This is a genomic window from Alkalicoccobacillus plakortidis (assembly GCF_023703085.1).
Taxonomy (GTDB): domain Bacteria; phylum Bacillota; class Bacilli; order Bacillales; family Bacillaceae_D; genus Alkalicoccobacillus; species Alkalicoccobacillus plakortidis.
Window position 1 is genome coordinate 21,262 of sequence record NZ_JAMQJY010000005.1, and the last position, 23,494, is coordinate 44,755.

Annotated in this window: 23 protein-coding genes, 2 tRNA genes, 2 rRNA genes and 2 pseudogenes; 12 read left to right on the forward strand and 17 right to left on the reverse strand. The window is 40.6% G+C overall.

The genetic code is table 11. The features are described from left to right. The first annotated feature begins 66 nt into the window (after positions 1–66). Genes NDM98_RS20690 through NDM98_RS20700 form a run of 3 tightly spaced genes read left to right on the forward strand, consistent with a single transcriptional unit; the run spans position 67 to position 2,109 of the window. Positions 67–717, forward strand: a complete 651-nt coding sequence (locus NDM98_RS20690) for a cytochrome P450 family protein (protein WP_251611434.1) — start codon at positions 67–69, stop codon at positions 715–717. Beyond that, the gene (locus tag NDM98_RS20695) at positions 671–1,321 is read left to right on the forward strand and encodes a cytochrome P450 (protein WP_373370435.1); all 651 of its coding nucleotides are present in this window, start codon (positions 671–673) and stop codon (positions 1,319–1,321) included. Before NDM98_RS20690 ends, NDM98_RS20695 begins: the two co-directional genes overlap by 47 nt. A 26-nt stretch (positions 1,322–1,347) precedes the next feature. Further along, positions 1,348–2,109: an SDR family oxidoreductase gene (locus NDM98_RS20700; RefSeq protein ID WP_251611435.1), complete on the forward strand. Its 762-nt coding sequence runs from the start codon at positions 1,348–1,350 to the stop codon at positions 2,107–2,109. 270 nt (positions 2,110–2,379) lie between these two features. On the opposite strand, the gene NDM98_RS20705 is transcribed toward NDM98_RS20700, so the two are convergent. The 4 genes from NDM98_RS20705 to NDM98_RS20720 all read right to left on the reverse strand — a co-directional run bounded on the left by NDM98_RS20705 (position 2,380) and on the right by NDM98_RS20720 (position 7,945). Continuing rightward, positions 2,380–2,808 carry an RrF2 family transcriptional regulator gene (locus NDM98_RS20705; protein WP_251611436.1) on the reverse strand — a complete coding sequence of 143 codons (429 nt, stop codon included), beginning with the start codon at positions 2,806–2,808 and terminating at the stop codon, positions 2,380–2,382. A 41-nt stretch (positions 2,809–2,849) separates the two neighbouring features. Beyond that, on the reverse strand, positions 2,850–3,488 hold the full coding sequence (srtD, locus tag NDM98_RS20710; protein WP_251611437.1) for a class D sortase, LPxTATN-specific: 639 nt from the start codon (positions 3,486–3,488) through the stop codon (positions 2,850–2,852). Positions 3,489–3,506: 18 nt separating this feature from the next. Then, on the reverse strand, positions 3,507–5,204 hold the full coding sequence (locus NDM98_RS20715) for a glycoside hydrolase family protein (protein ID WP_251611438.1): 1,698 nt from the start codon (positions 5,202–5,204) through the stop codon (positions 3,507–3,509). 62 nt (positions 5,205–5,266) lie between these two features. After that, positions 5,267–7,945, reverse strand: coding sequence for an adhesive domain-containing protein (locus tag NDM98_RS20720; protein WP_251611439.1), 2,679 nt, complete (start codon positions 7,943–7,945; stop codon positions 5,267–5,269). 744 nt (positions 7,946–8,689) lie between these two features. Between NDM98_RS20720 and NDM98_RS20725 the strand changes: the two genes are divergently transcribed. Beyond that, complete coding sequence (locus tag NDM98_RS20725) at positions 8,690–9,079, forward strand: tautomerase family protein (protein ID WP_251611440.1); 390 nt, start codon at positions 8,690–8,692, stop codon at positions 9,077–9,079. 10 nt (positions 9,080–9,089) lie between these two features. On the opposite strand, the gene NDM98_RS23675 is transcribed toward NDM98_RS20725, so the two are convergent. From NDM98_RS23675 to NDM98_RS20745, 6 genes and pseudogenes are all read right to left on the reverse strand, one after another. Further along, positions 9,090–9,218 (reverse strand): hypothetical protein, encoded by a 129-nt coding sequence (locus NDM98_RS23675; RefSeq protein WP_285804104.1) that lies wholly within the window; start codon positions 9,216–9,218, stop codon positions 9,090–9,092. 134 nt (positions 9,219–9,352) lie between these two features. Then, positions 9,353–10,180, reverse strand: a complete 828-nt coding sequence (locus NDM98_RS20730; protein WP_307728915.1) for an oxidoreductase — start codon at positions 10,178–10,180, stop codon at positions 9,353–9,355. Next, positions 10,146–10,415 (reverse strand): oxidoreductase, encoded by a 270-nt coding sequence (locus tag NDM98_RS24340; protein WP_307728916.1) that lies wholly within the window; start codon positions 10,413–10,415, stop codon positions 10,146–10,148. The genes NDM98_RS20730 and NDM98_RS24340 overlap by 35 nt, the downstream gene beginning before the upstream one ends. 117 nt (positions 10,416–10,532) lie before the next feature. After that, a complete protein-coding gene (locus NDM98_RS20735) occupies positions 10,533–11,678 on the reverse strand; it encodes an NADH:flavin oxidoreductase/NADH oxidase family protein (protein WP_307728918.1) in 1,146 nt (381 codons plus the stop codon). 55 nt (positions 11,679–11,733) lie between these two features. Further along, positions 11,734–12,485 (reverse strand): annotated as a pseudogene (locus NDM98_RS20740) (SDR family NAD(P)-dependent oxidoreductase). Between the two features lie 23 nt (positions 12,486–12,508). Beyond that, positions 12,509–13,084, reverse strand: coding sequence for a TetR/AcrR family transcriptional regulator (locus tag NDM98_RS20745; protein WP_251611441.1), 576 nt, complete (start codon positions 13,082–13,084; stop codon positions 12,509–12,511). Positions 13,085–13,367: 283 nt separating this feature from the next. Between NDM98_RS20745 and NDM98_RS20750 the strand changes: the two genes are divergently transcribed. The 6 genes and pseudogenes from NDM98_RS20750 (at position 13,368) to NDM98_RS20775 (ending at position 17,404) form a co-directional block, all read left to right on the forward strand. After that, positions 13,368–13,685, forward strand: a complete 318-nt coding sequence (locus NDM98_RS20750) for an ArsR/SmtB family transcription factor (RefSeq protein ID WP_251611442.1) — start codon at positions 13,368–13,370, stop codon at positions 13,683–13,685. A 3-nt stretch (positions 13,686–13,688) separates the two neighbouring features. After that, entirely contained in the window at positions 13,689–14,084 is a 396-nt protein-coding gene (locus tag NDM98_RS20755; RefSeq protein WP_251611443.1) for an SRPBCC family protein, read from the forward strand. Between the two features lie 9 nt (positions 14,085–14,093). Next, a complete protein-coding gene (locus NDM98_RS20760) occupies positions 14,094–14,801 on the forward strand; it encodes an FAD-dependent oxidoreductase (RefSeq protein ID WP_251611444.1) in 708 nt (235 codons plus the stop codon). 725 nt (positions 14,802–15,526) lie between these two features. Then, positions 15,527–16,123 (forward strand): TetR/AcrR family transcriptional regulator, encoded by a 597-nt coding sequence (locus NDM98_RS20765; RefSeq protein WP_251611445.1) that lies wholly within the window; start codon positions 15,527–15,529, stop codon positions 16,121–16,123. Beyond that, a pseudogene (locus tag NDM98_RS20770) lies at positions 16,113–17,214 on the forward strand (DUF418 domain-containing protein). The gene NDM98_RS20765 and the pseudogene NDM98_RS20770 overlap by 11 nt, the downstream one beginning before the upstream one ends. A 19-nt stretch (positions 17,215–17,233) precedes the next feature. Then, complete coding sequence (locus NDM98_RS20775) at positions 17,234–17,404, forward strand: hypothetical protein (RefSeq protein ID WP_251611446.1); 171 nt, start codon at positions 17,234–17,236, stop codon at positions 17,402–17,404. 76 nt (positions 17,405–17,480) lie between these two features. Here NDM98_RS20775 and NDM98_RS20780 read toward each other — a convergent pair whose 3' ends face one another. The 3 genes from NDM98_RS20780 to NDM98_RS20790 all read right to left on the reverse strand — a co-directional run bounded on the left by NDM98_RS20780 (position 17,481) and on the right by NDM98_RS20790 (position 18,730). Continuing rightward, on the reverse strand, positions 17,481–17,765 hold the full coding sequence (locus NDM98_RS20780; protein ID WP_251611447.1) for a hypothetical protein: 285 nt from the start codon (positions 17,763–17,765) through the stop codon (positions 17,481–17,483). Between the two features lie 75 nt (positions 17,766–17,840). Then, complete coding sequence (locus tag NDM98_RS20785) at positions 17,841–18,191, reverse strand: hypothetical protein (RefSeq protein ID WP_251611448.1); 351 nt, start codon at positions 18,189–18,191, stop codon at positions 17,841–17,843. A 68-nt stretch (positions 18,192–18,259) separates the two neighbouring features. Next, positions 18,260–18,730: a winged helix-turn-helix transcriptional regulator gene (locus NDM98_RS20790; protein ID WP_251611449.1), complete on the reverse strand. Its 471-nt coding sequence runs from the start codon at positions 18,728–18,730 to the stop codon at positions 18,260–18,262. A gap of 84 nt (positions 18,731–18,814) precedes the next feature. On the opposite strand from NDM98_RS20790, the gene NDM98_RS20795 reads away from it, so the two are divergent. Together NDM98_RS20795 and NDM98_RS20800 are read left to right on the forward strand one after the other, a co-directional pair. Beyond that, positions 18,815–19,114, forward strand: a complete 300-nt coding sequence (locus NDM98_RS20795; protein WP_251611450.1) for a YciI family protein — start codon at positions 18,815–18,817, stop codon at positions 19,112–19,114. Further along, positions 19,107–19,604: a DinB family protein gene (locus NDM98_RS20800; RefSeq protein ID WP_308807787.1), complete on the forward strand. Its 498-nt coding sequence runs from the start codon at positions 19,107–19,109 to the stop codon at positions 19,602–19,604. The genes NDM98_RS20795 and NDM98_RS20800 overlap by 8 nt, the downstream gene beginning before the upstream one ends. A 149-nt stretch (positions 19,605–19,753) precedes the next feature. Here NDM98_RS20800 and NDM98_RS20805 read toward each other — a convergent pair. From NDM98_RS20805 to NDM98_RS20820, 4 genes are all read right to left on the reverse strand, one after another. Continuing rightward, a tRNA-Thr gene (locus NDM98_RS20805) sits at positions 19,754–19,826 on the reverse strand. A 2-nt stretch (positions 19,827–19,828) separates the two neighbouring features. Next, positions 19,829–19,903, reverse strand: a tRNA-Asn gene (locus NDM98_RS20810). A gap of 25 nt (positions 19,904–19,928) precedes the next feature. Continuing rightward, positions 19,929–20,044, reverse strand: a 5S ribosomal RNA gene (rrf, locus tag NDM98_RS20815). Positions 20,045–20,280: 236 nt separating this feature from the next. Next, positions 20,281–23,214 (reverse strand): 23S ribosomal RNA (locus tag NDM98_RS20820). Positions 23,215–23,494: the final 280 nt, after the last annotated feature.

Genomic DNA, 23,494 nt, shown 5'->3' on the forward strand with positions numbered 1-23,494 from the left:
CACATCTATTCGACACTGGTCTTCTGAAAAATGACCTAGTTCTCCAAACAGAGAGGGTGAAGGAAAGTGAGCAGTACAGAAGAAGTACAAGAAAAAGTCTTAGGCTTTCTAAGCGGACAAAGTAGCGAGAATCCTTTTTCTTTGTTTGCACAACTTAGAGAAATGGGTCCGGTTATCTCGATACCAAATCCAATGGGAGATTCAGATAAGAATTCATGGATGGTAACGAAAATGGATGTTGCCACTCAAGTCTTAAAGAACCCGAAATTATTTACAGTCGATCCATCATCAATTGAACATGGAAGTGACTTCAGAGGAAAAATAGTAGAAGATTCCGATGCTTCTCCTGATACCTTTTTCACTGGAAAATCGATGCTCTTTATTGATGGTATCGATCACAAACGATTAAGGCTGTTAGTATCTAAAGCTTTTACCCCTAAATATATGGAAGGCTTACGTCCTCGCATTCAGGAAATTGCAGATGAACTCATTAATCAAGTTCAATCTAATGGTGAAATGGACCTTGTGAAGGATTACGCGTATCCTTTACCAATAAATGTTATATCCGAGATGCTTGGTGTTCCCCCAGAGGATCGAGCGAACCTCCAGATTTGGTCCTCTGCTATTGCTAAAGGTTTAGGCTTGGGGAAAACAAGATCCTACTGTTCAAATACATTTAAAGGAGTTTGGCGAATATACCAAGGAACTTGTTGCTAAAAAACGAACAAATCCTAAAGATGACTTAATTAGCCAACTCATTGCGATTGAAGAAGAAGGCGAACGTCTAGATGAGAGTGAATTAATTTCTATGATCACATTGCTTATATTTGCCGGCCACGAGACTACGTCTAATCTAATTGCCACAGGTAGTATGATGTTATTTGATCACCCAGAGCAATTAGACCAACTAAAAGCAAATTTGCATCTAGTTCCTACAGCCGTAGAGGAATTATTACGTTTTAATGGCCCCTCTACTAGTGTTGGACCCCGATTTGCTAAAGAAGATCTAGAATTAGCTGGTCAATCGATCAAAAAAGGAGATATGCTTCTTGTGATGGTTAAGTCGGCAAATCGTGATGAAGAGAAATTTTCTAATTCAGATGAATTAGATATTACTCGCGATGTTCACCGCCACCTGGCATTTGGTTTTGGTATGCATATGTGTCTTGGCGCGCCCCTTGCTCGTGTAGAGGGAGACATCGCTTTTACAACACTACTCAATAGATTACCTAACTTACGCCTTAGTATTCCTCCTGAAGAAGTGAATTGGCAATTCTCACTTTCCTCACAGGGATTAGAATCTCTACCTGTTTCATTTTAAATTGAATTTAATTGGAGGTCCTTAGTATGCAATTAGAGAATAAAGTAGCCATCGTAACAGGAGCCGCATCAGGAATGGGAAGGGCTATCGCCGAATTGTACGCGAAAGAAGGGGCCAAGGTTGTTGCCGCTGATATCAATCAAGCAGGTGTTGAGGAAACGGTTCATACAATTAAAGAGTCAGGTGGACAAGCAACCGCCATACGAGTGGATCTTGCGAAACGTGAAGAAGCAGAATCAATGATTGATTTAGCTGTAGAGACCTATGGAACTCTAGACATTCTAGTGAACAATGCTGGTATTATGGATGCTTTTGAACCAGTCGGTGATATAACAGATGAGAAATGGGATTTACTTTTTGATATTAATACCAAAAGTGTTATGTATACAATGCGTAAATCCATTCCCATTTTCTTAGAGAAGAAACAGGGTATTATTGTAAATGTTGCATCTACTGGCGGTATCAGTGGAGCGCATGCCGGAGCTGCTTATGGAGCATCTAAACACGCTGTAGTGGGTCTAACCAAAAATACTGGATACATGTATGCGAATGAAGGCATTCGTTGTAACGCCATTGCTCCAGGTGGTGTGGCAACAAACATTACATCAAGCCTAAAACAGCCTAATTCGTTCGGTTTGGAACGCATTAAAAAGACGACATCTGTGATGCCACGTGTAGGAACAGCTGAAGAAATCGCAAAGGTTGCGCTATTTCTTGCTTCAGAGCAATCAAGCTTTGTAAATGGAACAGTACTTGCTGCTGATGCTGGCTGGACTGGTGCATTTTAACTTTTCATAAACGAACTGAGACATTTAAACTGTCCAGTTCGTTTTTTTCATGATTATCACGCCAGTGGCAGGTCTTTATGAGTTTCTGTCATCTGGTCATGCATTTCGACTACTGCTTTGACCAGGGGATGAGTTTGGTCATTCCCAAAGGACTGATGTCGCTTGGGAGTAGAATCGACAGAATAAGTTGAGGATGAGGCTAACACAACAAGGAATCCAAAAAATAAAAAGCCTCTCCTTAAGGAGAAAGCTTAATAGAATAACTCTCAACTATCCCTTCGATATTTCCAGTAGTTTAAGATTACTATTTACAAGATCATGAAGTGTATATTGATTCATTGATTCTAAAAAGGCTGACAATGCTTCTTCTACGTACTCTGTTAATGAGCAGGGGTTATGAAATTGCGCATTAACTTTTACTTCAACAAGGGAGATTAATTCAAGGTTTTCTAATTCTTTAATTAAACTGCCTAGTCGAATGCTAGTTGGCTCTACGTTGAGTTTATACCCACCATTTCTACCTCTAATAGAATGTAAATAGCCAAGTTCATTAAGATTCCAAAAAATTTTTTTCAAGTGATTTATAGGCATTTCATAAAAGGTTGAAACTTCTTCAACTGTAACCAACTTATCTTTAGGTGCAGCGTTTATATACATAAGTGTTCTTAGTGCATATTCTGTGTAATTGGTTAGCCTCATTTATCAAACCCCCACTTAAATAGTCTCAGTTTCCTACTAAATCATCCAATTGGATATGCATAAATGACATAACGTTCTGGAGCATTATTAATATATTCAAACGGATAGCAAGTTGTAATAACCAAGATTTCTTCATCCATCTCTCTAATAACAGTTCGATCATCCTCTGACACTATATCTGTATGCCGCATTTCATATCTAAAGGAACCATAGGGCATGTGTAGAGTAAATGTATCTCCTATTTCTAACTGCCCGAAGTCTCGAAAGACTGTATCCCTATGACCTGAAAGCAGAATCTGGTTTTCTCCTCCTGGCAATGAAGATTGTGGTAAATGTCCAACTCCTTTAGCTAGATCATCTGGACTTGTCCCTTCCACAACTGGCACACTCCTATCCAGTGCATCAATATCTAGTATTGCAAATGCCTCTTCTTCCTGAACAGTAAAAGATTCATATGAATCTATTGTTTGCTCAGAGGTAGAGGAATCCAATGAATCATGCGAACTTGTTTGAATATCTCCATTTCTGCTTTTCGTTGTAGTTGGCTTATCCCTTTCAATAAGTTGTAAGGCTTGTGCCATAGCATCATTTTGCAAGGAATTATTTTGATAGGTTTCATAGCCAAACCATGACAAAAGGATAACTCCAATAATGATTAAGATATTACTAGCCCATTTCATCGTTCATCACCTTCATTTCTAAGACTCCACCCCTGTCAAAAACTTGTAATATGCACAGTAGCCAGATAAGTAATGCTCTGAATCATCTATGCGGGATCGAAAGGAGTGATGTCGAATAAAAAAGCTACCTAGTATACGTTTCGGGTTTTTAAAATACATGGCAGTTTCGGGATAAAAGAAACCGTTCCGTTGATAATCTGCTCGTTTATGAATGGTTTGCTCTATCCTTTCTTGGATACCATCAGTAAGTAAGTCGCTAAAACCCTTTACCTCCATACGTTTTGTCATATTCCAGCCCGCCAACGTAAGCTCCAGGAAGGTTGGGTATGTTGTATGACGCTGATAGATAAATGAGAGTTTATTACTCACATTTTTTAATCCAAAAATAAAATATTCACGCTTTGGCCGATATTTTGTCAGTTCATTTGTACAATAACTCAACCAATGATCATGGTGGCGCCAATGGTTTTTTTCAATAAAATAGGAAAATGCTTTTTCCACAGATGTGATCCATTTCTCATCCGAATTGACTGCATAAAGTCGCATGAGAGCAAATGCAGCTTCCCCGTCATAATAAACAATACGAAAACGTTCTTTTAACTCAAGTGAATGGGTGTATAGTACATGATCAAACCTTCCCGTATGATCTTGCATTTGCAGTATTCCATCTCCAAGCATCATGGCAAACGGTAAATACGTTTTGTCATCGAAAACCTCTTGATATTTTGTTAATGCTAAGATAGCTGCTGCATTTGCACCAAGTTTGATCTCTTCTTTTTCAGGTGTTTCTCCATCTATTAAGTAAGCCAACTCTTGACCATTTTTATAATAGGTCCGGCTGCCTTTATCTTTTAAATATGATAATCCTCTTTGGATTGCTTTTTTTAGATCCTCATTCGGAAATAGCTCATAAGCTTCAGCCATAGCGTAAAGCGTGCTTGCGTGTCTAAGTATGTTATAGAAATGTATCTCCTTATCAAAACAAGAAAAATACCCATAGATGAACTTACCGTTATGTTGCACTTGATCAGCTAAAAAGGTAGAACTCTTAGTAATTAGTTCCTTGACTTGCTTTTGATCGAGTTCTTCGTTTCTTCGCCCGTTATCCAGATCTGTTTGTTTTAGAGTAACTAGCTTACCCTTCTCATCATAAAAAAAGGAACGAGTGTTGAATATCCTAACCTCTTTCACTCTGTTTAGAAAAGTTACTTTGGATAAAAATGGTCTATGTTTTTTTATATAATGCTGCATATTTCTTTGTTGTATGAATCCTCTTTTCTTCTGAGAATCCACTTGAATAATGGCATTTCCATTTAATTCTTGTTCTAAAAATGAAAATTGATAGTGTTCATCAAACGAAACTCCTTTACGAAAGTAGTTCTTTTTTGTGCTTGATATTAGTTGAATAAATTCTTCAATTGTAAGTATCTCTTCCTTTTCAACAACATCAATTTTGATCCACTCATAGTTCCTATTTGACTTATCAGCATGTTTCATAGCATTCTTTTTAGCTTGTTTCCAAGCTTCTTTAAAAGAGGGTTGATAGACATTTAAGACATCTGCTCTTTCATTTTGACAGCCCATTGAAAGAAACAAGATCACTTTCTTGGATTTATTTACTGTTTGAAAATAAGAAAGTTGTTCAAATGTTAAATAAAACTTGTCTAGTTTTTCTTCAATATTGGTACTTGGTTTTACCATTTGAGCAGATCTCATTTATTTTTCCTCCTTTTTGGTTTAAAAATGAAGGAGGGAGATTAACTCCCCCCATATATTTATTATTCTTTTCTTCTACCAAATAATCTTGCTGCGAATCCGCTTAACATTGCGAATAATCCAGCTGCCCCGTATGCCCAAACATGTGTAGCAGTTTTAGGAAGCTTTTCCCCTTCTTTGTCAGCATCGGAGTCGGCATCCGCATCGGCATCGGCATCGGCGTCAGCATCGGCATCCGCATCAGCGTCGGCATCCGCATCAGCATCGGCGTCCGCATCGGCATCCGCATCCGCATCCGCATCAGCGTCGGCATCCGCATCAGCATCAGCATCGGCATCGGCGTCAGCATCAGCGTCGGCATCGGCATCGGCGTCAGCATCGGCGTCCGCATCGGCATCGGCGTCAGCATCAGCGTCGGCATCAGCGTCGGCATCCGCATCGGCATCCGCATCGGCATCGGCGTCAGCATCTCCTTCTTCAACAGGGAGAACTCTAACAAATGATGATTCACTTTGTTGATCATTTTCATCTATTTGATAAAACTCAATGATTGTCCCCGCAGGAAGTGATTCTTCCAATTCGATTGTAAAGACACCATTATTATCAATGATTATTTCATCAAAAATTCTTATACTAGTTACTTCACTTGATCCAATAATTTCTCCATTAACTAATACAAATACTGTTGATCCTACTAAGCCTTCACCAGTTAGAATTAATTCATCTTCATATACAACAGTACTTACAGGAGAATCAGGAAAAACCCCTTCATCTGGCGAATCTCCATCGCCATCCGCATCGGCGTCAGCATCCGCATCAGCATCCGCATCGGCATCGGCATCGGCATCGGCATCGGCGTCAGCATCCGCATCCGCATCAGCATCAGCATCGGCGTCAGCATCAGCATCGGCGTCGGCGTCGGCATCAGCATCGGCGTCGGCGTCGGCATCCGCATCGGCGTCAGCGTCAGCATCCGCATCCGCATCAGCATCAGCATCCGCATCGGCGTCAGCATCAGCATCGGCGTCAGCATCCGCATCGGCATCGGCGTCGGCATCCGCATCGGCGTCAGCATCCGCATCGGCATCAGCATCAGCATCAGCGTCGGCGTCGGCATCAGCATCGGCGTCAGCGTCAGCATCCGCATCCGCATCGGCATCCGCATCAGCATCGGCATCGGCGTCAGCATCCGCATCGGCGTCAGCATCCGCATCGGCATCGGCGTCGGCATCCGCATCGGCGTCAGCATCCGCATCGGCATCAGCATCAGCATCAGCGTCGGCGTCGGCATCCGCATCGGCGTCAGCGTCAGCATCCGCATCCGCATCGGCATCCGCATCCGCATCGGCATCGGCGTCCGCATCCGCATCCGCATCAGCATCGGCATCAGCATCAGCATCAGCATCAGCATCAGCATCGGCGTCGGCATCCGCATCAGCATCCGCATCGGCGTCAGCATCAGCATCGGCATCCGCATCGGCGTCGGCGTCGGCATCAGCGTCCGCATCGGCGTCCGCATCCGCATCCGCATCCGCGTCAGCGTCCGCATCGGCGTCAGCATCCGCGTCAGCGTCAGCATCCGCATCAGCATCGGCGTCGGCATCAGCGTCGGCATCCGCATCAGCATCCGCATCGGCGTCCGCATCCGCATCGGCGTCCGCATCAGCATCCGCATCGGCGTCCGCATCCGCATCGGCGTCCGCATCCGCATCCGCGTCACTCTCATCATCAAAAATGAGTGTCGTTTCTGCTCCACCTTCGCGAATTAAATTGAAGATATCTGCATCAATGATCGGTTCATTTATCGCGGCTGCATTAATTGTTGCTTCTGGAACCAGAGGATCACTTATTTCAGTTTGTAAATTAAATTCGGTATTCCCTAACAAATTCGCATCTAATGCATCAGTTAAAACATCACTACTACCATCAGCTATATTATCAAGTAGATCAAACAATGGGTTCGCCACATTTTTCAACGCTTCAATGGCTGTACTGACTCCAGGCACTATTCCACTGTATTCTAACTCATTAACCGCCTCTCTTAATGGATCAAATAAACTTGTGTAAGCATCTCGTACGTATTCGCCCAAGCCTTCACTGAAATCAACTGTAACGGTACTTCCATCTTCTGAAACAACCCCATCTACAGTAACTTCATATGAACCGAGCTCTTGAGCATTTTGAATCGATTCGAACGCGGTGTTGAGTGGATCTAAATCGATTATATTATTAATGTTAGGTATATTTGTTAATGTATTAATAGCTCCGCCCACAGTATTAACCAATGTTGAGATACCAGGAACATCACCTGGGGTAATAGCGGTTAGCTGAGCCTGGACTGTCACAGTCGGCTGCCCAATCACTGTTCCTTGCAATTCTTCTGGTAATGTGAAGACAACAACTTTGTCATCTAACAATCCCACTTCAGCAACTCCATTACCTTCAAGAGTTAAATCGATGTCATAATTCCCGGCTTCATTCTTTTCTTGTTGTTCTCCCGTATTTGAACGTAAGGTAGCATTCTGTAAGATTGAAATGTTGGCAATTGATTGTGTACTAACCTCTGACGCTAAGGCTACTGAAGGATTTGTTAATGGATTCAGTACATTCACCGTTGGTAAAGCCATATTGGCTGATGATAGAACAATTGTTGAAGCTGTAATAATAGCTGCTGTCTTCTTCGCTGTCATTCGACGTTGATTATTCATCTTCTTTTTATAATCAAATTTTCTGTTTCTCATTGAGATCCTCCTTATTATTCCTTTTTTTGTTCCAAGGTTACCTATCTAATCTTTTGCCCCCTTCTGTTTAAAATCCTCATTGTAAAATATAGAGGTTTGTCCAAAAACAGAATAACAAGTCGAATAAGATCAAAAAATAGGTACTTCACATGAAACTTTTTAAATTATAAGAATAATCTCGCCGAGCACAACTTTCGTAATGTTTTTAACGTAACTGTAACCATTGATATGTTCATGTTTTTTTAATGGTATATATTATAAAAGACTACATTTCACAAAACAAACCAATCACATTGGGAAAATGTGTTTCTGCGATCTAACTCATAATTAATTCATTTAAAAACAGAACGAAGATGGTTCTATACTTTGACTCATTTCCAACTTTCATAAGATTTATATCCTATCAAGAGAAATAAATTAGGTTTAACTAAAGGATTGTACGATCTAGTGTATTTTTGTTTGATATAAGCGAATAAGTACATAAAAAAAATCCACCGTTTTTCCTGGTGGAATAAGAGGATTACCTGGAGATGAATTAGCATTACATATTAGGGTAGATATTTAGCCTTAAGAAGACGATTAAAACTTATTTTATGGCTCTTGTCTAAATCACTTTAAAAACAACTAGTAGGGCTACCAGTAAAAAGAGGCGTGCAGATAGTTCAATGAAAAAGAGGGATGACGTATACACTATAGAACTAGTATACTATCAAATACGCATAATTTAGAAAGGACTGACGTTACTTGGGACAAATTAAAATCTATGGTATAAAAGAACGATTAACCCCCATAAAAGAAACGCTCTCCGATGTTATTCATTCTTGTTTAATTGATGCATTCGAATACCCCCATAATAAAAAATTCCACCGTTTTTTCCCGATGGAACAAGAAAATTTTTATTTCGAAAGCAATCGAACAATGGCCTATACCATCATTGAAATTAGTATCTTTGAGGGTAGAAGTGTAGAAGCCAAAAAAAGGTTAATAAATCTGCTTATTGCACGGATAGATAACAAACTGAAAATATCTCCTCAAGACATTGAAATCACGATCTTTGAGACACCAAAACACAACTGGGGCATACGGGGATTACCTGGAGATGAATTAGCATTACATTATAAGGTAAATATTTAGCCAATACTTGTTATGCTACTTTTGTTTTTATCACTTTAAAAACAGTTAGTAAGGCTACTAGTAAAAAGAGGATTGCAGATAGTTCAAAAATAAAATCACTCCACCTGAATTCAAAGAGTGTTACATCCACTACTGACATATCGCATCTCCCTCCTATTCACATTATTACTTATTATTGTATCATATCAAGGGAATGAAGTTTTTAAGTACATCTGTTTCGAACAAAAAACCGCCAAACTAATCAATCGTTTGACGGTCAAATACGTTTAGTTTTTATTCATTCTTGAATGGATAATCGGTGTAGCCTTTTGCCCCTCCAGTGTATAACGTGGTTGGATCAGGTTCATTAAAAGGCCCATTCTCCTCTAATCTTTCAATAAAATCAGGATTAGCAAGTGCCCAAACTCCCACTGATGCAATATCAGCCATGCCATTATCTAAGTCAACCGAAAGTTGATCAAGTGGACGGCCCATTCTATTTACGATGAGTGGTTGAGTCCACAATTGACGAATTTCTTTTAATAATGGTTCATTTCCAAAATGCATAAGATGAAGATAAGCCATACTAAGATTACTTAATTCTCCAATTAAATAACGATAGACTTCATTGCCTGAGTCACCTTCCACTATTCCATTCAGTGTGCCTTCAGGCGAAAACCTAATACCCGTTTTTTCTGCGCCAATTTCCTCAATAACAGCCTTAGTTACTTCAATTGCAAATCTAGCACGATTCTCGACCGTACCTCCATATTCATCCTTTCTATGATTAGCATTTTCACTTAAAAATTGTTGAATTAAGTATCCATTTGCTCCATGAATCTCCACTCCATCAGCACCAGCTTTAATTGCTGCAGCCGCTGCAGAACGAAACTCCTTTACGACTTCTTGAATTTCTTCCTTACTTAATTCTCTAGGTGTTGGTATATCTTTCATACCCTCAGCCGTAAACATCTCTGCTCCAGGCGCAATAGCCGATGGAGCTACGGGTTGGCGGTGATGTGGTGTGTTATCAGGATGAGAAACACGTCCCGCATGCATTAGTTGAATGAAAATGCGGCCACCCTCGTTATGAACTCGGCTCGTTACCTTTTTCCAAGCCATCGATATGAGCTTGTGTATAAATTCCCGGTGTATTTAAATATCCTTGGCCATCATCTGAGGGTTGGGTTCCTTCTGTTATGATTAAGCCAAATGAAGAACGTTGTCCATAATACTCTGCTGCTAACTCTCCAGGTGTACCATCAACCTGCGCTCTACTTCTAGTCATTGGTGCCATAGCTAGTCTGTTTTTTAATAAAATGTTCCCTATTTTAGTTTCTTCATATACTTTTTTCATCGTTATTCTCCTTTTTCTTATACATTTATCCTCTTCTTTTTAAGAAGACACCTCGACCATTTGCTATCACATTTTGAAATAAAGACAACCAAACATTGTGGTTTGGGTTGGGCGATTTCAACTTGCCCATTCTCGCCAGCTGTTGTTCATACAGCCTAGTTCTATCATAGAAGCGGTTTTATCTACCATTTTAATTCCCGTGCGAATCGGTTTAGTCTGAATCGTTTCATACGTACCTTGAAAGATCCTATTTGGTAAATCAGGTAGAAGTGCAAGTGGTTTTGCAATACCAATCATATCGACAGCTCCACTTTCTATCGCTTCTGTCATGCCAACTTCTGTGCGAAACCCTCCGGTTACAACAAGTGGCGTAGGGATTAATTCTTTTGCCTTACTCGCAAATTCTATAAAATAAGCTTCTCGTTTCTTTGTTGATTCTTTGACTTCGGCTACTAGCATCTTGGGATTCTCATAGTTGCCTCCCGATATCTCAATCAGATCGATGCCGATTTCGGACATTCTCTTAAGAACCTCTATCGATTCCTCTTCCGTGAAACCACCACGTTGAAAATCAGCTGAATTTAACTTGATACCAATTGGATATACATCTCCGACTTGCTTTCGTATTTCTTTATACGTTTCAAGTAGAAACCTCATGCGATTTTCTAGGTTTCCACCCCACTTATCTGTTCGCTGATTATAGTGTGGAGACAAGAACTGACTAATTAGATATCCATGTGCTGCATGAATTTGTACTCCAGTAAATCCAGCTTTTTTAGCAACCCTTGCAGCCTCTCCAAAACGAGTAATCAGCTCTTCAATTTCATTATCTAGAAGAGCGCGTGGTTGGTTAAAGAAGGTTCCTAGATCACCTGAAAGTGAAACAGCACTTGGAGCTACAGGTTCCTTTGATAAGGTTTTAGGTGACTGCCCACCTGGATGATTAAGCTGCATCCAAAGATGTGTTCCTCCTTTGGTGCCCGCTTCTGCCCACTTTTTGAGCATGTCTAAATCACGTTCATCCTCCACAACCACGTTCCCGGGTTCTCCCAATGCTTTCCGATCAATCATTACATTTCCTGTCATAACAAGACCGGCCCCGCCCTTAGCCCACGTTTCATATAAGTGAATTAAGGACTTTGACGTATTATGATTTTTTGAAGCCAATGCTTCACTCATTGCTGATTTAAAGAAACGATTCTTAATGGTTGTGCCATTTGAAAGGTGTAGTTCATTAGCTAGAATAGATTGACTCTGTTTCATTGTGTCCCCCCTTTCTAGGAAATTTTTAGAACGTTCATTCTAAAATAAACAAAAATTAAAATCCAAACGATGGATAGATTTGCTTTCTTAACTGAAATTCATACTTCTCGTCTACAATTCCTACTACTTCGTTGCTGTCATAAAGATTCACCATGAAACCAAGCCATTTGTTTTGCTGTATGAAATTTAGGTGTTATCAAACTATAATCTACTTTTTCTTCATTACCAGGACTCATAAATTCCGTCTCTGTTATCGTTGGTGCTAAAATTTTCGCCTTTAACTTTGCTCCAGATTGTTCAAGTTCTGTTGCAAGCCCTTCAGTAAAAGCACTCACATAATACTTAGATGCTGAATACGCAACACTGCCAAGAGCAATCATATATCCTAGTGCTGAAGACACATTAATTAATTGAGTACCTTCTACATTTGCGTAGTCTCGTGCATACAATGTTGATAGAATTGTTAATGATTGAATGTTTACTTGCAGCATTGTATCGACATTATCTAGATCCTGATTTAAAACAGAAGATGAAGATTCTCCAAGTCCAAGCATTATTGATCCACGTCTCAATATCATATTCTTTTAAATGTTGATAAAGGGTATGCGCTTGTTCACTCTGTGACAAATCAGCCGTTTGAATCACTACATCTAATTCCGGATTAATCGTTTGAATTGTTGCTTTAAGCTCTTCTAACTTATTTTCTCTTCTAGCGACAATGATTAGATTTTTTCCTTTTGCTGCAAATGCTAAAGCTGACTCGTACCCTATTCCTGATCTTGCTCCTGTTATGACGGTATACTTCATTATAATCTCTCCTATAAGCTTATTTATTCTAAAGTAGATAATGTTAAATCCACAATTGATTCCATTTTTTTCTGATCTTCCATAGTCTTTGCTAATACTCGTAATCCTACTAATGAGTTATGGATAAAGTGAGATAACCCTTTAGCATCAAGGCTTTTAGATATTTCTCCTGTTTCTTGTCCGTATATTAATAGATCATAAAAAAGTATTTCTGTCTTCTCAAACATTTCCGTAACCCTTTTTGATACTTCTTGATCAAGTAATGATAACTCCACTGCTGCATTCACGGTCAAACAACCTTTTGGATACTGATCATCTGAGTGAATCACAACCTCAAAGACATCTCTTATCGCTTGTTTAACCATAATTGTTGATTCTATTTTTTTCTGTATTCTTGTTGTGATTGTTTCCTCATAATGCATTAAAGCTTTCATAAAAAGAGCACGCTTATCACCAAAAGTGTCATAGATACTTCTACGATGGATATCCATATGGTCAACCAGATCCTGTAGAGATGTTTTCTCATACCCTTGCTTCCAGAATACTTCCATTGCTTTATTCAACACTTCTTGTTCATCAAACTCTTTATTTCTTGCCATGCAACCCCTCCTTTATTTAACGAAGGAATCATTATCATCGAATGATGAATTATAATCCTCCTTTCAAACTATTCTATTCGAGAATGATCGTTCTAAAATGAATGATAACAGTTCTAGAATGATTAGTAAAGAATTTTTGTTCTGTCTTTACATATACGCACTAACATCAATCTTAGCTTTTACTTATCTAACACTAATTAATTCCATTTGACGCGACACCATTTAGTGTCTTATAATTATGACACTAAATGGTGTCAAATATGATAATTAAGGAGAAGGCCGAATGACTGCACTCCAGGAACGTGATGTGTACGTGGCAATTGCGGATCCTACGCGACGAAAAATTGTCCACTTATTGGCTCATTCAAATGAACTACCACTGTACGAATTAACGAATCACTTTGAAATGGGACGAACAGCCGTCTCGAAACACCTCAAAATTTTAGATGACGCAAACCTAGTGACCAAACGCCGCATAGGAAGAGAAACAAGGTATCAATTTAATCCTGAACCTTTACTAGAAATCAAAAATTGGATCACCTATTACGAACAATTTTGGACTGAACGAACAAATATACTTAGAGACCTATTGGAGGAATAGAACATGCCAACCATCTCACTTGATTTTCAATTTAAAAGTCCTATTAACAAGGTTTGGGATGCCTTAACCCATTCAGAAACCTTGGCAAAATGGGTAATGGAGAATAATTTCAGACCTATCGTAGGATATAAATGCCAATTCCACAATAAAAAAATTGGATTAACCGTAGAGAGTGAAGTGCTGGTTGTTGATAAACCTAATAAACTATCTTATACGTGGATAGGTGGTCCAATTGACACGATTGTTACCTGGACACTTAGACAAGAGGATGAAATCACTCACCTGCACTTAGAACACACTGGCTTCAAGGAAGAAAACCATGAATTCAACGGAGCAAAATATGGTTGGACAAATATGGTTGAGTCATTAAAAGATGTAGTAGAAAATGAGAGGGGTTAAGGTAGATACATGGGATTATTAAAAGATGTATTCTCGATCTTTAAAAAAAGTGAACTAACATACAAAAGAAAAATAGAGGAATCAGATGACATTTTTACTTTTTATTTCGATAAGCCAAAGGACTTAGATTGGCAAGCCGGTCAACATGGCTTATTCACAATTACACATCAAAAAATTAAAAACGGTACACGTCCATTCACTATTGCCACTTCACCAGCGGAAGATGAGCTAAGCATCACTACTAAACTAACAGGGGAATTAAGTGCCTTTAAACAAAGTTTAAGCGAACTAGAGACAGGCATGAAGATAAACATGAGTGGTCCTGTGGGCTCTTTTTATTTGAAAGATTCTAACCCAGCACTATTAATCGCAGGTGGAGTCGGTATTACCCCCTATCGTGCTATCTTAAAACAGATAGAAAACGAGGGTTTGAATAACAGAGAAATCAAGCTGCTTTACATCTCTAAGCCAGAAGAAACCATTTATAAAGAAGAGCTGACTGACCTCAGCACACGATTGTCAGTCAGTGTAGAGTTCATAACCGAAAAATCAAACCTCTACCCACTAATTGACCAATTTAGTGCATTACATATTAATAATGGCCAATACTACATCGCTGGCTCAAAACCATTTGTCGAGTCCGTAACCAATCACATAAAAGGAAAAGGTATTAGAAAAGCACAGATCCACAAAGATACGTTTTTAGGATACAATTAATGATTTTAAAAAGACGTGTAGGATTCATGTTACTCATGCCTGCATGTTTTTTGGATTTTACTTTCTTTGTATCACTGTCCAGGCTGTAGCGAACGGTGCATAAGGGAAATCACACTTCACGATCTTGCTAAGATTTCCCACCCTCTTACTAAAACAAGTAAAGGTCTTAGTAACCGGCATTGAATCTTGGTCTAAATCGAATCTCTTTTGATTATGTAACGATTTCTCTTTATAACACCTCTCGCTTCTTGCTAAGTTCTCTTCCTGCCTTGCTTTTATGCCTATTGTTCTTAGTAAGGCTCAATATCTATGTAATATTCTTGATGTTAGCCATTGTTAAAATAAATTAGCGACAGTACACTTACTATATTTTACACATACCCTCACCATTTCCATGGTATAATATTCTAAAAAGAGAATGATCGGAGGAACACATATGGCATTAGCACCTGTTACCAAGCCTCGTTTTATTGGGTTTAGTGATTGGAATCGTTATAGGCGCCATTTACATTATTAAGGCAACACGAAAGAAGAATGTATAATTCGATCATTAGAGAATCTCATACCTACATCCACTCAAGGTTTGCAATCTATTTGCAAACCTTTTTTGAATTCAATTCCTGCTATGCGCTCACTACCCTTTTTAAATTTAGGGTTGCATTTAAATTTAAAAAGCATATAATTTACTTACCGGTAAGTAAATAAAAAAAGAGAGGTTGGTTATCATGCGAAATAAAGAAAAAACGTACAACGAAATTGTCCAAACGGCTTATGTGATGTTCTCTGAAAAAGGATTTGATCAAACAAGTTTGTCCAGTATCGCTTCAGAAATAGGGATATCTAAGCCAGCTATCTATTATTACTTTAAGTCCAAAGATGAATTAATTAAGTATCTATTTGACAAAATCGTTCAGGAAATTCAATCCCTCACTTCTGTTGAATTAGAGACCATTACAACTACAAACTTTAAGCAAAACCTATATCAATTAGGTGAAGCGGCCATTAGTCATCAAGAAAAAGACGTCCACTTTAATCATTTGTTTAATCAGTATATGTTACTTGCCTCTCGTGACACTTATTATTCGGAACGCCTTTTAAAAATCCAACAAGATTTCTTAAACACCTTTTATGATCTATTAACTTATGCTGTAAAAATTAATGCGATCAAAGACGAAAATATCTTAATTAAGTCTCAATTGCTTGCTCTAGTCTTTGATAACATTACGAATTTCATCTTAACCGATATGAAATTAGACTATAAAAAAATCTGGATAGAAGCTGTAGACAGTGTTCTCAGTGGGGTTGAACATCATGAGCAATAATATCAATAAAAACCGAATTGAAGGCTTAGATTTCGCACGAGCCTTAGCTATGTTCGGTATGTTACTGATGAACTTTGTGGTGGTTACAGGAGCAAAGGGAAATGGCTCCCCAATATTCGTTTGGTTCACCAATTTATTCGAAGGGCGAGCTGCGGCAACCTTTGTCATTTTAGCAGGAATAGGCATTTCATTAATGACTAAAAAAGCTCGATTAACCGATGATAAAAAGGTTATCCGAACCGTAAAGGTTTCTTTGTTTAAAAGGTCCATCTTCTTATTTATTCTGGGTATGCTTTTATATAGCCTAGGATGGGCTTGGAGACATTTTACACTATTACGGGGTTTATATGGCTGTTGCTACATTATTAATCCTCTCATCCGCAAAACTCATTACATGGTTAATCGTCATCTTTTCTCTAGTAGCTCAATTCTATCAAGTTGTCTTCAATTACTTGAATGGTTGGAGTCCAACTAAACCATTTTTAGAGTATCTTGATTTTTGGACTGTAACTGGATTTTTGAGAAATTTGTTGTTTAATGGGTATCACCCTGTCTTTCCATGGATCTGCTTTTTGTTCATAGGGTTGTTGATAGGCCGCTTAAACTTAGTCGATAGCACGATAAGAAAAACGATCGTCATCGTAAGTATGCTGTCACTTATCGTAACCGAACTCCTATCTAAGATTCTTATGTATTCTTTTACAAACGTCGTTGATACACAGTTTTTATTTGAAACTGGCCCTCTCCCTCCAAATCTATTCTATCTACTCTCAAATACAGCATCATCACTGATGATCATTATTTTTTCAATGTACGTAACAGAGAAACTCTCTAAAAACATGCTTGTTCGCTCCATTATCTACACAGGTCAATTAACCTTAACTCATTACGTCAGTCACGTAGTCATTGGAATCGGTATTCTAATTGCCATGAACAGAGTCATTCTATTTAATGGATTTGAAGAACAATCCCTTTCCTTCACATTTTTATATGCATGCCTCTTCTTCGTGGGAAGTGTTGTCTTTTCAGTCTTATGGAGGGTAAAATCTAATAGAGGACCGGTAGAACTCGTAATGAGGAAAATCGCTTAACTAGAAGGAGGATAGAAATATGGAAAATCATACTTTTAACGCAACACCAGAGAAGTTGAAAGGAAAAGTTGTTTCAGATGTAGAAATCACAGATCATGCTGTTGTAATCAAGTTTGAAGACGATACGTTCTTAGACATATATCTAGACCCAACTAAACAAGCACTAAAAACCTCAACAAACAAACTATAATAATGCAGCAAACAAACTATAATAATGCAGCAAACAAAAAGCCTCCAAGTCAGTTACTGGAGGCTTTTTTATGTGGTTATGAAGAAACTTCTTCCGTCTTACTATAGATTTCATAAGCAATGTATCCCAACAGCATACCTAATCCAGGTCCTACAGTCATTGCAGATAGGAGAGATATTTGAAAAAACAGGCTGATAAAGACACCACTACTAGAACCTACTAGCATCCCCAGTGGTATTAAACTATCTAATAATTGTTGAGCGCTTTTCGAGTTTTTCTTTCCTAGAGTGCCTCGCTTGTATTTAAATTCAAGCCTTTTAATCACAAAGACTACAATCACAGAGACTATGATGAGTGGCATTAAAGTAAATAAAATATCTATAAATAATTCGATAGTAAAACCTCCCGTTATTTAGTAGCATTCACTTAGAGATCTCTAAACCTTAGCAATAATTTTACCCTTTAATTTTGTGAAAGGATAAACTGCAAATAAAGAACAGAGTACCACAACAATAATTGAACTCATGAAGACATTCGGAAAACGGATGAATTCAAACCATACCATACAAATAAAAAACAAAGCAATCATGGCAAATACATACGGTGAAATGATAAAGATATATAAACAAGCGCCTTTTCGGAACTCAAAAAATCTACTCCACTTATCTTCATCTCGATTTAAAATATTTCCAATGACCCATGCAATGACGAGTAAGATTCCGATATAAATAAAAGCACTAATTAATTGTAATCCTAATAATGAACCAAGAAAAATTACAACATTCATTAATGACCTCCGAGCTTACTAGAAGTTATATTATCTTCAAATTCGCGAATCAATAAATGCTAGATAGGTTACTTTCTCCGCTCCAATTGATTCATTACACTCTCTGAACCAGTAAATACAGACCCTCCATTTTTAACCGTTTGCTGAATTAATTGAATCAAACTTTCTTTGTTCATCTGAACATCATTCAACCAATTTAGGGTATCTGCAGTTTCAGATTCGTGCTTCGCTCCCAAGCAGGATAATTCAAAAAGGACAGGTAATAAATCCAACCCCGCTTCCGTTAATTCGTACAGGTCTTTTCTCCTGTCATCGGGATGCGGGTTTTTAGTAATCAAGCCTATTGTCTCTAAACGGGACAAACGATTCGATAGTATGTTTCTGGCAATGCCTTCATCTGAGGCAAGGAATTCCCCAAAAGTTTTTTTTCCTGCAAATATAATGTCTCTGATGATAAGGAGTGACCACGAGTCACCTATCAAATCTAAAGAAAATGAAATAGGACAATTCGACCTTCTGCTCAGTTTAAAATTATTCATAGATCCCCCTTGACTTAATTATCTAAATATTATTATAATAAATTAAGTTTCAAAATGCAACTGAAAAATAAGGAGGGAATATGATTGAAATTTTTGTTTATCTATAGAGGCGGCGAGGTTCCAAACGATAGGCTTGATCAAAACGTTGATGAACTATGGAGATGGCTAGACAATCTAACGGAAAAGGGTTACGAGAAGGTACGTTTTGCTGGAAGTGGAAGTAAAATTATTTCGCAAGATTCCATCAAAGATTACTCTGGAGATATATTCGGCATTTCTATTATCGAAGCAGATTCTTTGGAAGAAGCAAAGTCGTTGACTGATAGTTGGCCAGAATTGCAATATGGAGGTAAGATAGAAATCTTAGAAGCGATAGGTGATTAAGATATCCACTACTTATGTATTGAATTTGTTTGCAGATATTAGAAAACAAATACTGAATGTTTTAGAAGACGTTTCGAAAGATAAAATGAAACATATCCCGAAAGGATTCAATAACCATCTATATTGGCAGGTTGGACATTTGCTAACGCTAACGGACGAATTAATATTCGAATATTCCGGCGGCGATTCAAGAATCCCACATCATTATAAGGATTTTTTTGCGACAGGCACAAGTCCGTTAAACTGGTTGGAGCAACCTCCAGAAATTGAACTAATTTTAAATGAATTAAAAAGTCAGTTGATAGAGATATGTGATCATTATGACGGTAAGTTAACACAACCTGTTGCAGACAACTTACTTCAAGCGAATGTTATCGGTGACCTTGTTCATGTTTTAATTGCGCATGAAAGTACACATCTAGGAATGATAACTGCAATGGTTAAAGTTATACAGAATGAACAATTAAAGCATGCACCGCCTTCAGTTTAGAGAAGAGGGATTTTAATAGGACTTGAAAGTAATATTAAATCAAAAATAAAAAGACTCTTTATTATAGTAAAAGTTAGAAGTCACTGATATTAATTAAAAAAAGTTTCCCCAATATTGGAGAAACCCTTCTACATCAGTACTTCTATAAAAGCTTCCAAGCGGATTCGAACCGCTGACCCCCACCTTACCATGGTGGTGCTCTACCTGCTGAGCTATGGAAGCAATGGCTCCACAGGTAGGACTCGAACCTACGACCGATCGGTTAACAGCCGATTGCTCTACCACTGAGCTACTGTGGAATAATATATGTATAAACAAAAAAAAGCCCGGCAACGTTCTACTCTCGCAGGGGGAAGCCCCCAACTACCATTGACGCAGAAGAGCTTAACGGCCGTGTTCGGCATGGGAACGGGTGTGACCTCTTCGCTATTGCTACCGGACTATGCCTGGACGGCCAATCATCGGCGCGCTTCTTCGTCCACTTCGTCTTGTCACTCCGTCACGTATAAAGATACGCTCCTTCGCTCCAATCCTTGTGTCCTCGAATCACTTGATGCTTGTTGTCCATCTTGAGAGAAAGATTCTCTCAAAACCAAATCGTGCCCACAGGAGGAGGAATTCACCGAAGTGACTTCTTCTTCCTGTTTCTATGCTACTCACACTGTCTTTCACCATGTTGGATAAGTCCTCGACCGATTAGTATCTGTCCGCTCCACGTGTTGCCACGCTTCCACTCCAGACCTATCAACCTCATCATCTCTAAGGGGTCTTACTGGCTTACGCCATGGGAAATCTCATCTTGAGGGGGGCTTCATGCTTAGATGCTTTCAGCACTTATCCCGTCCACACGTAGCTACCCAGCGATGCTCCTGGCGGAACAACTGGTACACCAGCGGTGTGTCCATCCCGGTCCTCTCGTACTAAGGACAGCTCCTCTCAAATTTCCTGCGCCCGCGACGGATAGGGACCGAACTGTCTCACGACGTTCTGAACCCAGCTCGCGTGCCGCTTTAATGGGCGAACAGCCCAACCCTTGGGACCTACTTCAGCCCCAGGATGCGACGAGCCGACATCGAGGTGCCAAACCTCCCCGTCGATATGGACTCTTGGGGGAGATAAGCCTGTTATCCCCAGGGTAGCTTTTATCCGTTGAGCGACGGCCCTTCCATTCGGCACCGCCGGATCACTAAGCCCGACTTTCGTCCCTGCTCGACTTGTAGGTCTCGCAGTCAAGCTCCCTTATGCCTTTGCACTCTTCGAATGATTTCCAACCATTCTGAGGGAACCTTTGGGCGCCTCCGTTACTGTTTAGGAGGCGACCGCCCCAGTCAAACTGCCCACCTGACAATGTCCCTGACCCGGATCACGGGTCGAGGTTAGAATGTCAGCACCGTCAGGGTAGTATCCCACCAATGCCTCCACCGAAGCTGGCGCTCCGGTTTCAAAGGCTCCTACCTATCCTGTACAAACGATACCAACATCCACTATCAGGCTACAGTAAAGCTCCATGGGGTCTTTCCGTCCTGTCGCGGGTAACCTGCATCTTCACAGGTACTATAATTTCACCGGGTCTCTCGTTGAGACAGTATCCAAATCGTTACACCATTCGTGCGGGTCGGAACTTACCCGACAAGGAATTTCGCTACCTTAGGACCGTTATAGTTACGGCCGCCGTTTACTGGGGCTTCAATTCAGAGCTTCTCCCGAAGGATAACCCCTCCTCTTAACCTTCCAGCACCGGGCAGGTGTCAGCCCCTATACTTCGCCTTGCGGCTTCGCAGAGACCTGTGTTTTTGCTAAACAGTCGCTTGGATCTTTTCACTGCGGCTCTCTCGGGCTTGCACCCTAATAGAGCACCCCTTCTCCCGAAGTTACGGGGTCATTTTGCCGAGTTCCTTAACGAGAGTTCTCCCGCGCGTCTTAGAATTCTCTTCTCGCCTACCTGTGTCGGTTTGCGGTACGGGCACCTTCCACCTCGCTAGAGGCTTTTCTAGGCAGCGGAGGATCAGGGACTTCGGTACTAAATTTCCCTCGCTATCACTGCTCAGCCGAACGGAAAGCGGATTTGCCTACTTTCCAGCCTAACAGCTTAGACGCGCATATCCATCAGCGCGCTCACCCTACCTTTCTGCGTCCCCCCATTACTCAAACGGTGGAGAGGTGGTACAGGAATATCAACCTGTTGTCCATCGCCTACGCTTTTCAGCCTCGGCTTAGGTCCCGACTGACCCTGAGCGGACGAGCCTTCCTCAGGAAACCTTGGGCTTTCGACGGAGGGGATTCTCACCCCTCTTTTCGCTACTCATACCGGCATTCTCACTTCCAAGCACTCCACTAGTCCTCACGATCTAGCTTCGCTGTCCTTGGAACGCTCCCCTACCACGAACACCTAAGGTGTTCATCCATAGCTTCGGTGATACGTTTAGCCCCGTTACATTTTCGGCGCAGAGTCACTCGACCAGTGAGCTATTACGCACTCTTTAAATGGTGGCTGCTTCTAAGCCAACATCCTGGTTGTCTGGGCAACTCCACATCCTTTGCCACTTAACGTATACTTTGGGACCTTAGCTGATGGTCTGGGCTGTTTCCCTCTTGACTACGGATCTTAGCACTCGCAGTCTGACTCCCGAGGATAAGTACTTGGCATTCGGAGTTTGACTGAATTCGGTAATCCTGTGGGGACCCCTCGTCCAATCAGTGCTCTACCTCCAAGACTCTTCCCTCGAGGCTAGCCCTAAAGCTATTTCGGGGAGAACCAGCTATTTCCGAGTTCGATTGGCATTTCACCCCTACCCACACCTCATCCCCGCATTTTTCAACATGCGTGGGTTCGGGCCTCCATTCAGTGTTACCTGAACTTCACCCTGGACATGGGTAGATCACTCGGTTTCGGGTCTACGACGGCGTACTCAAATCGCCCTATTCAGACTCGCTTTCGCTACGGCTCCGCCTCATCAGCTTAACCTTGCACGACATCGTAACTCGCCGGTTCATTCTACAAAAGGCACGCCATCACCCGTTAATGGGCTCTGACTAGTTGTAGGCACACGGTTTCAGGATCTCTTTCACTCCCCTTCCGGGGTGCTTTTCACCTTTCCCTCACGGTACTGGTTCACTATCGGTCACTAGGTAGTATTTAGCCTTGGGAGATGGTCCTCCCGGATTCCGACGGGGTTTCACGTGTCCCGCCGTACTCAGGATACACTCCGGAGGAAACGAAGTTTCGGCTACGGGGTTGTTACCCTCTTTGACGCATCTTTCCAGATGCTTCACCTACTCCGTTTCTTTATGACTCCAATGGAATGTCCTACAACCCCTGAAGGCAAGCCTTCAGGTTTGGGCTCTTTCCGTTTCGCTCGCCGCTACTCAGGAAATCGATTTTTCTTTCTCTTCCTCCGGGTACTTAGATGTTTCAGTTCCCCGGGTCTGCCTCCTCGTATCCTATGTATTCAGATACGGGTACCATTCGATTAAAAATGGTGGGTTCCCCCATTCGGATATCCTCGGATCAAAGCTCACTTACAGCTCCCCGAGGCGTTTCGCCGTTCGTCGCGTCCTTCTTCGGCTCCTAGTGCCAAGGCATTCACCGTGCGCCCTTTCTAACTTAACCAATTTGATTTCAGGTCATCTGACGATGCCATTCATCAAGTATGGTGTATATAAAGACTCGCTCACATCTATAGAGATGATTGCGTTGTGTGTGTGTTTTGCATTGCACGATTTAGTTTTCAAAGAACCATACCGACAGGATGTGGGTACCAGGCGTTGCCACAGGACGTGGCGAACTTAGCGTGGATCCTTGCATTCCTAACGGTCTATAAAGAATGAACGAAGTTCATTCAAAACCGAACAAAAGCCAAAGCGTATTCACATCAGGCGAACCTGTGTGA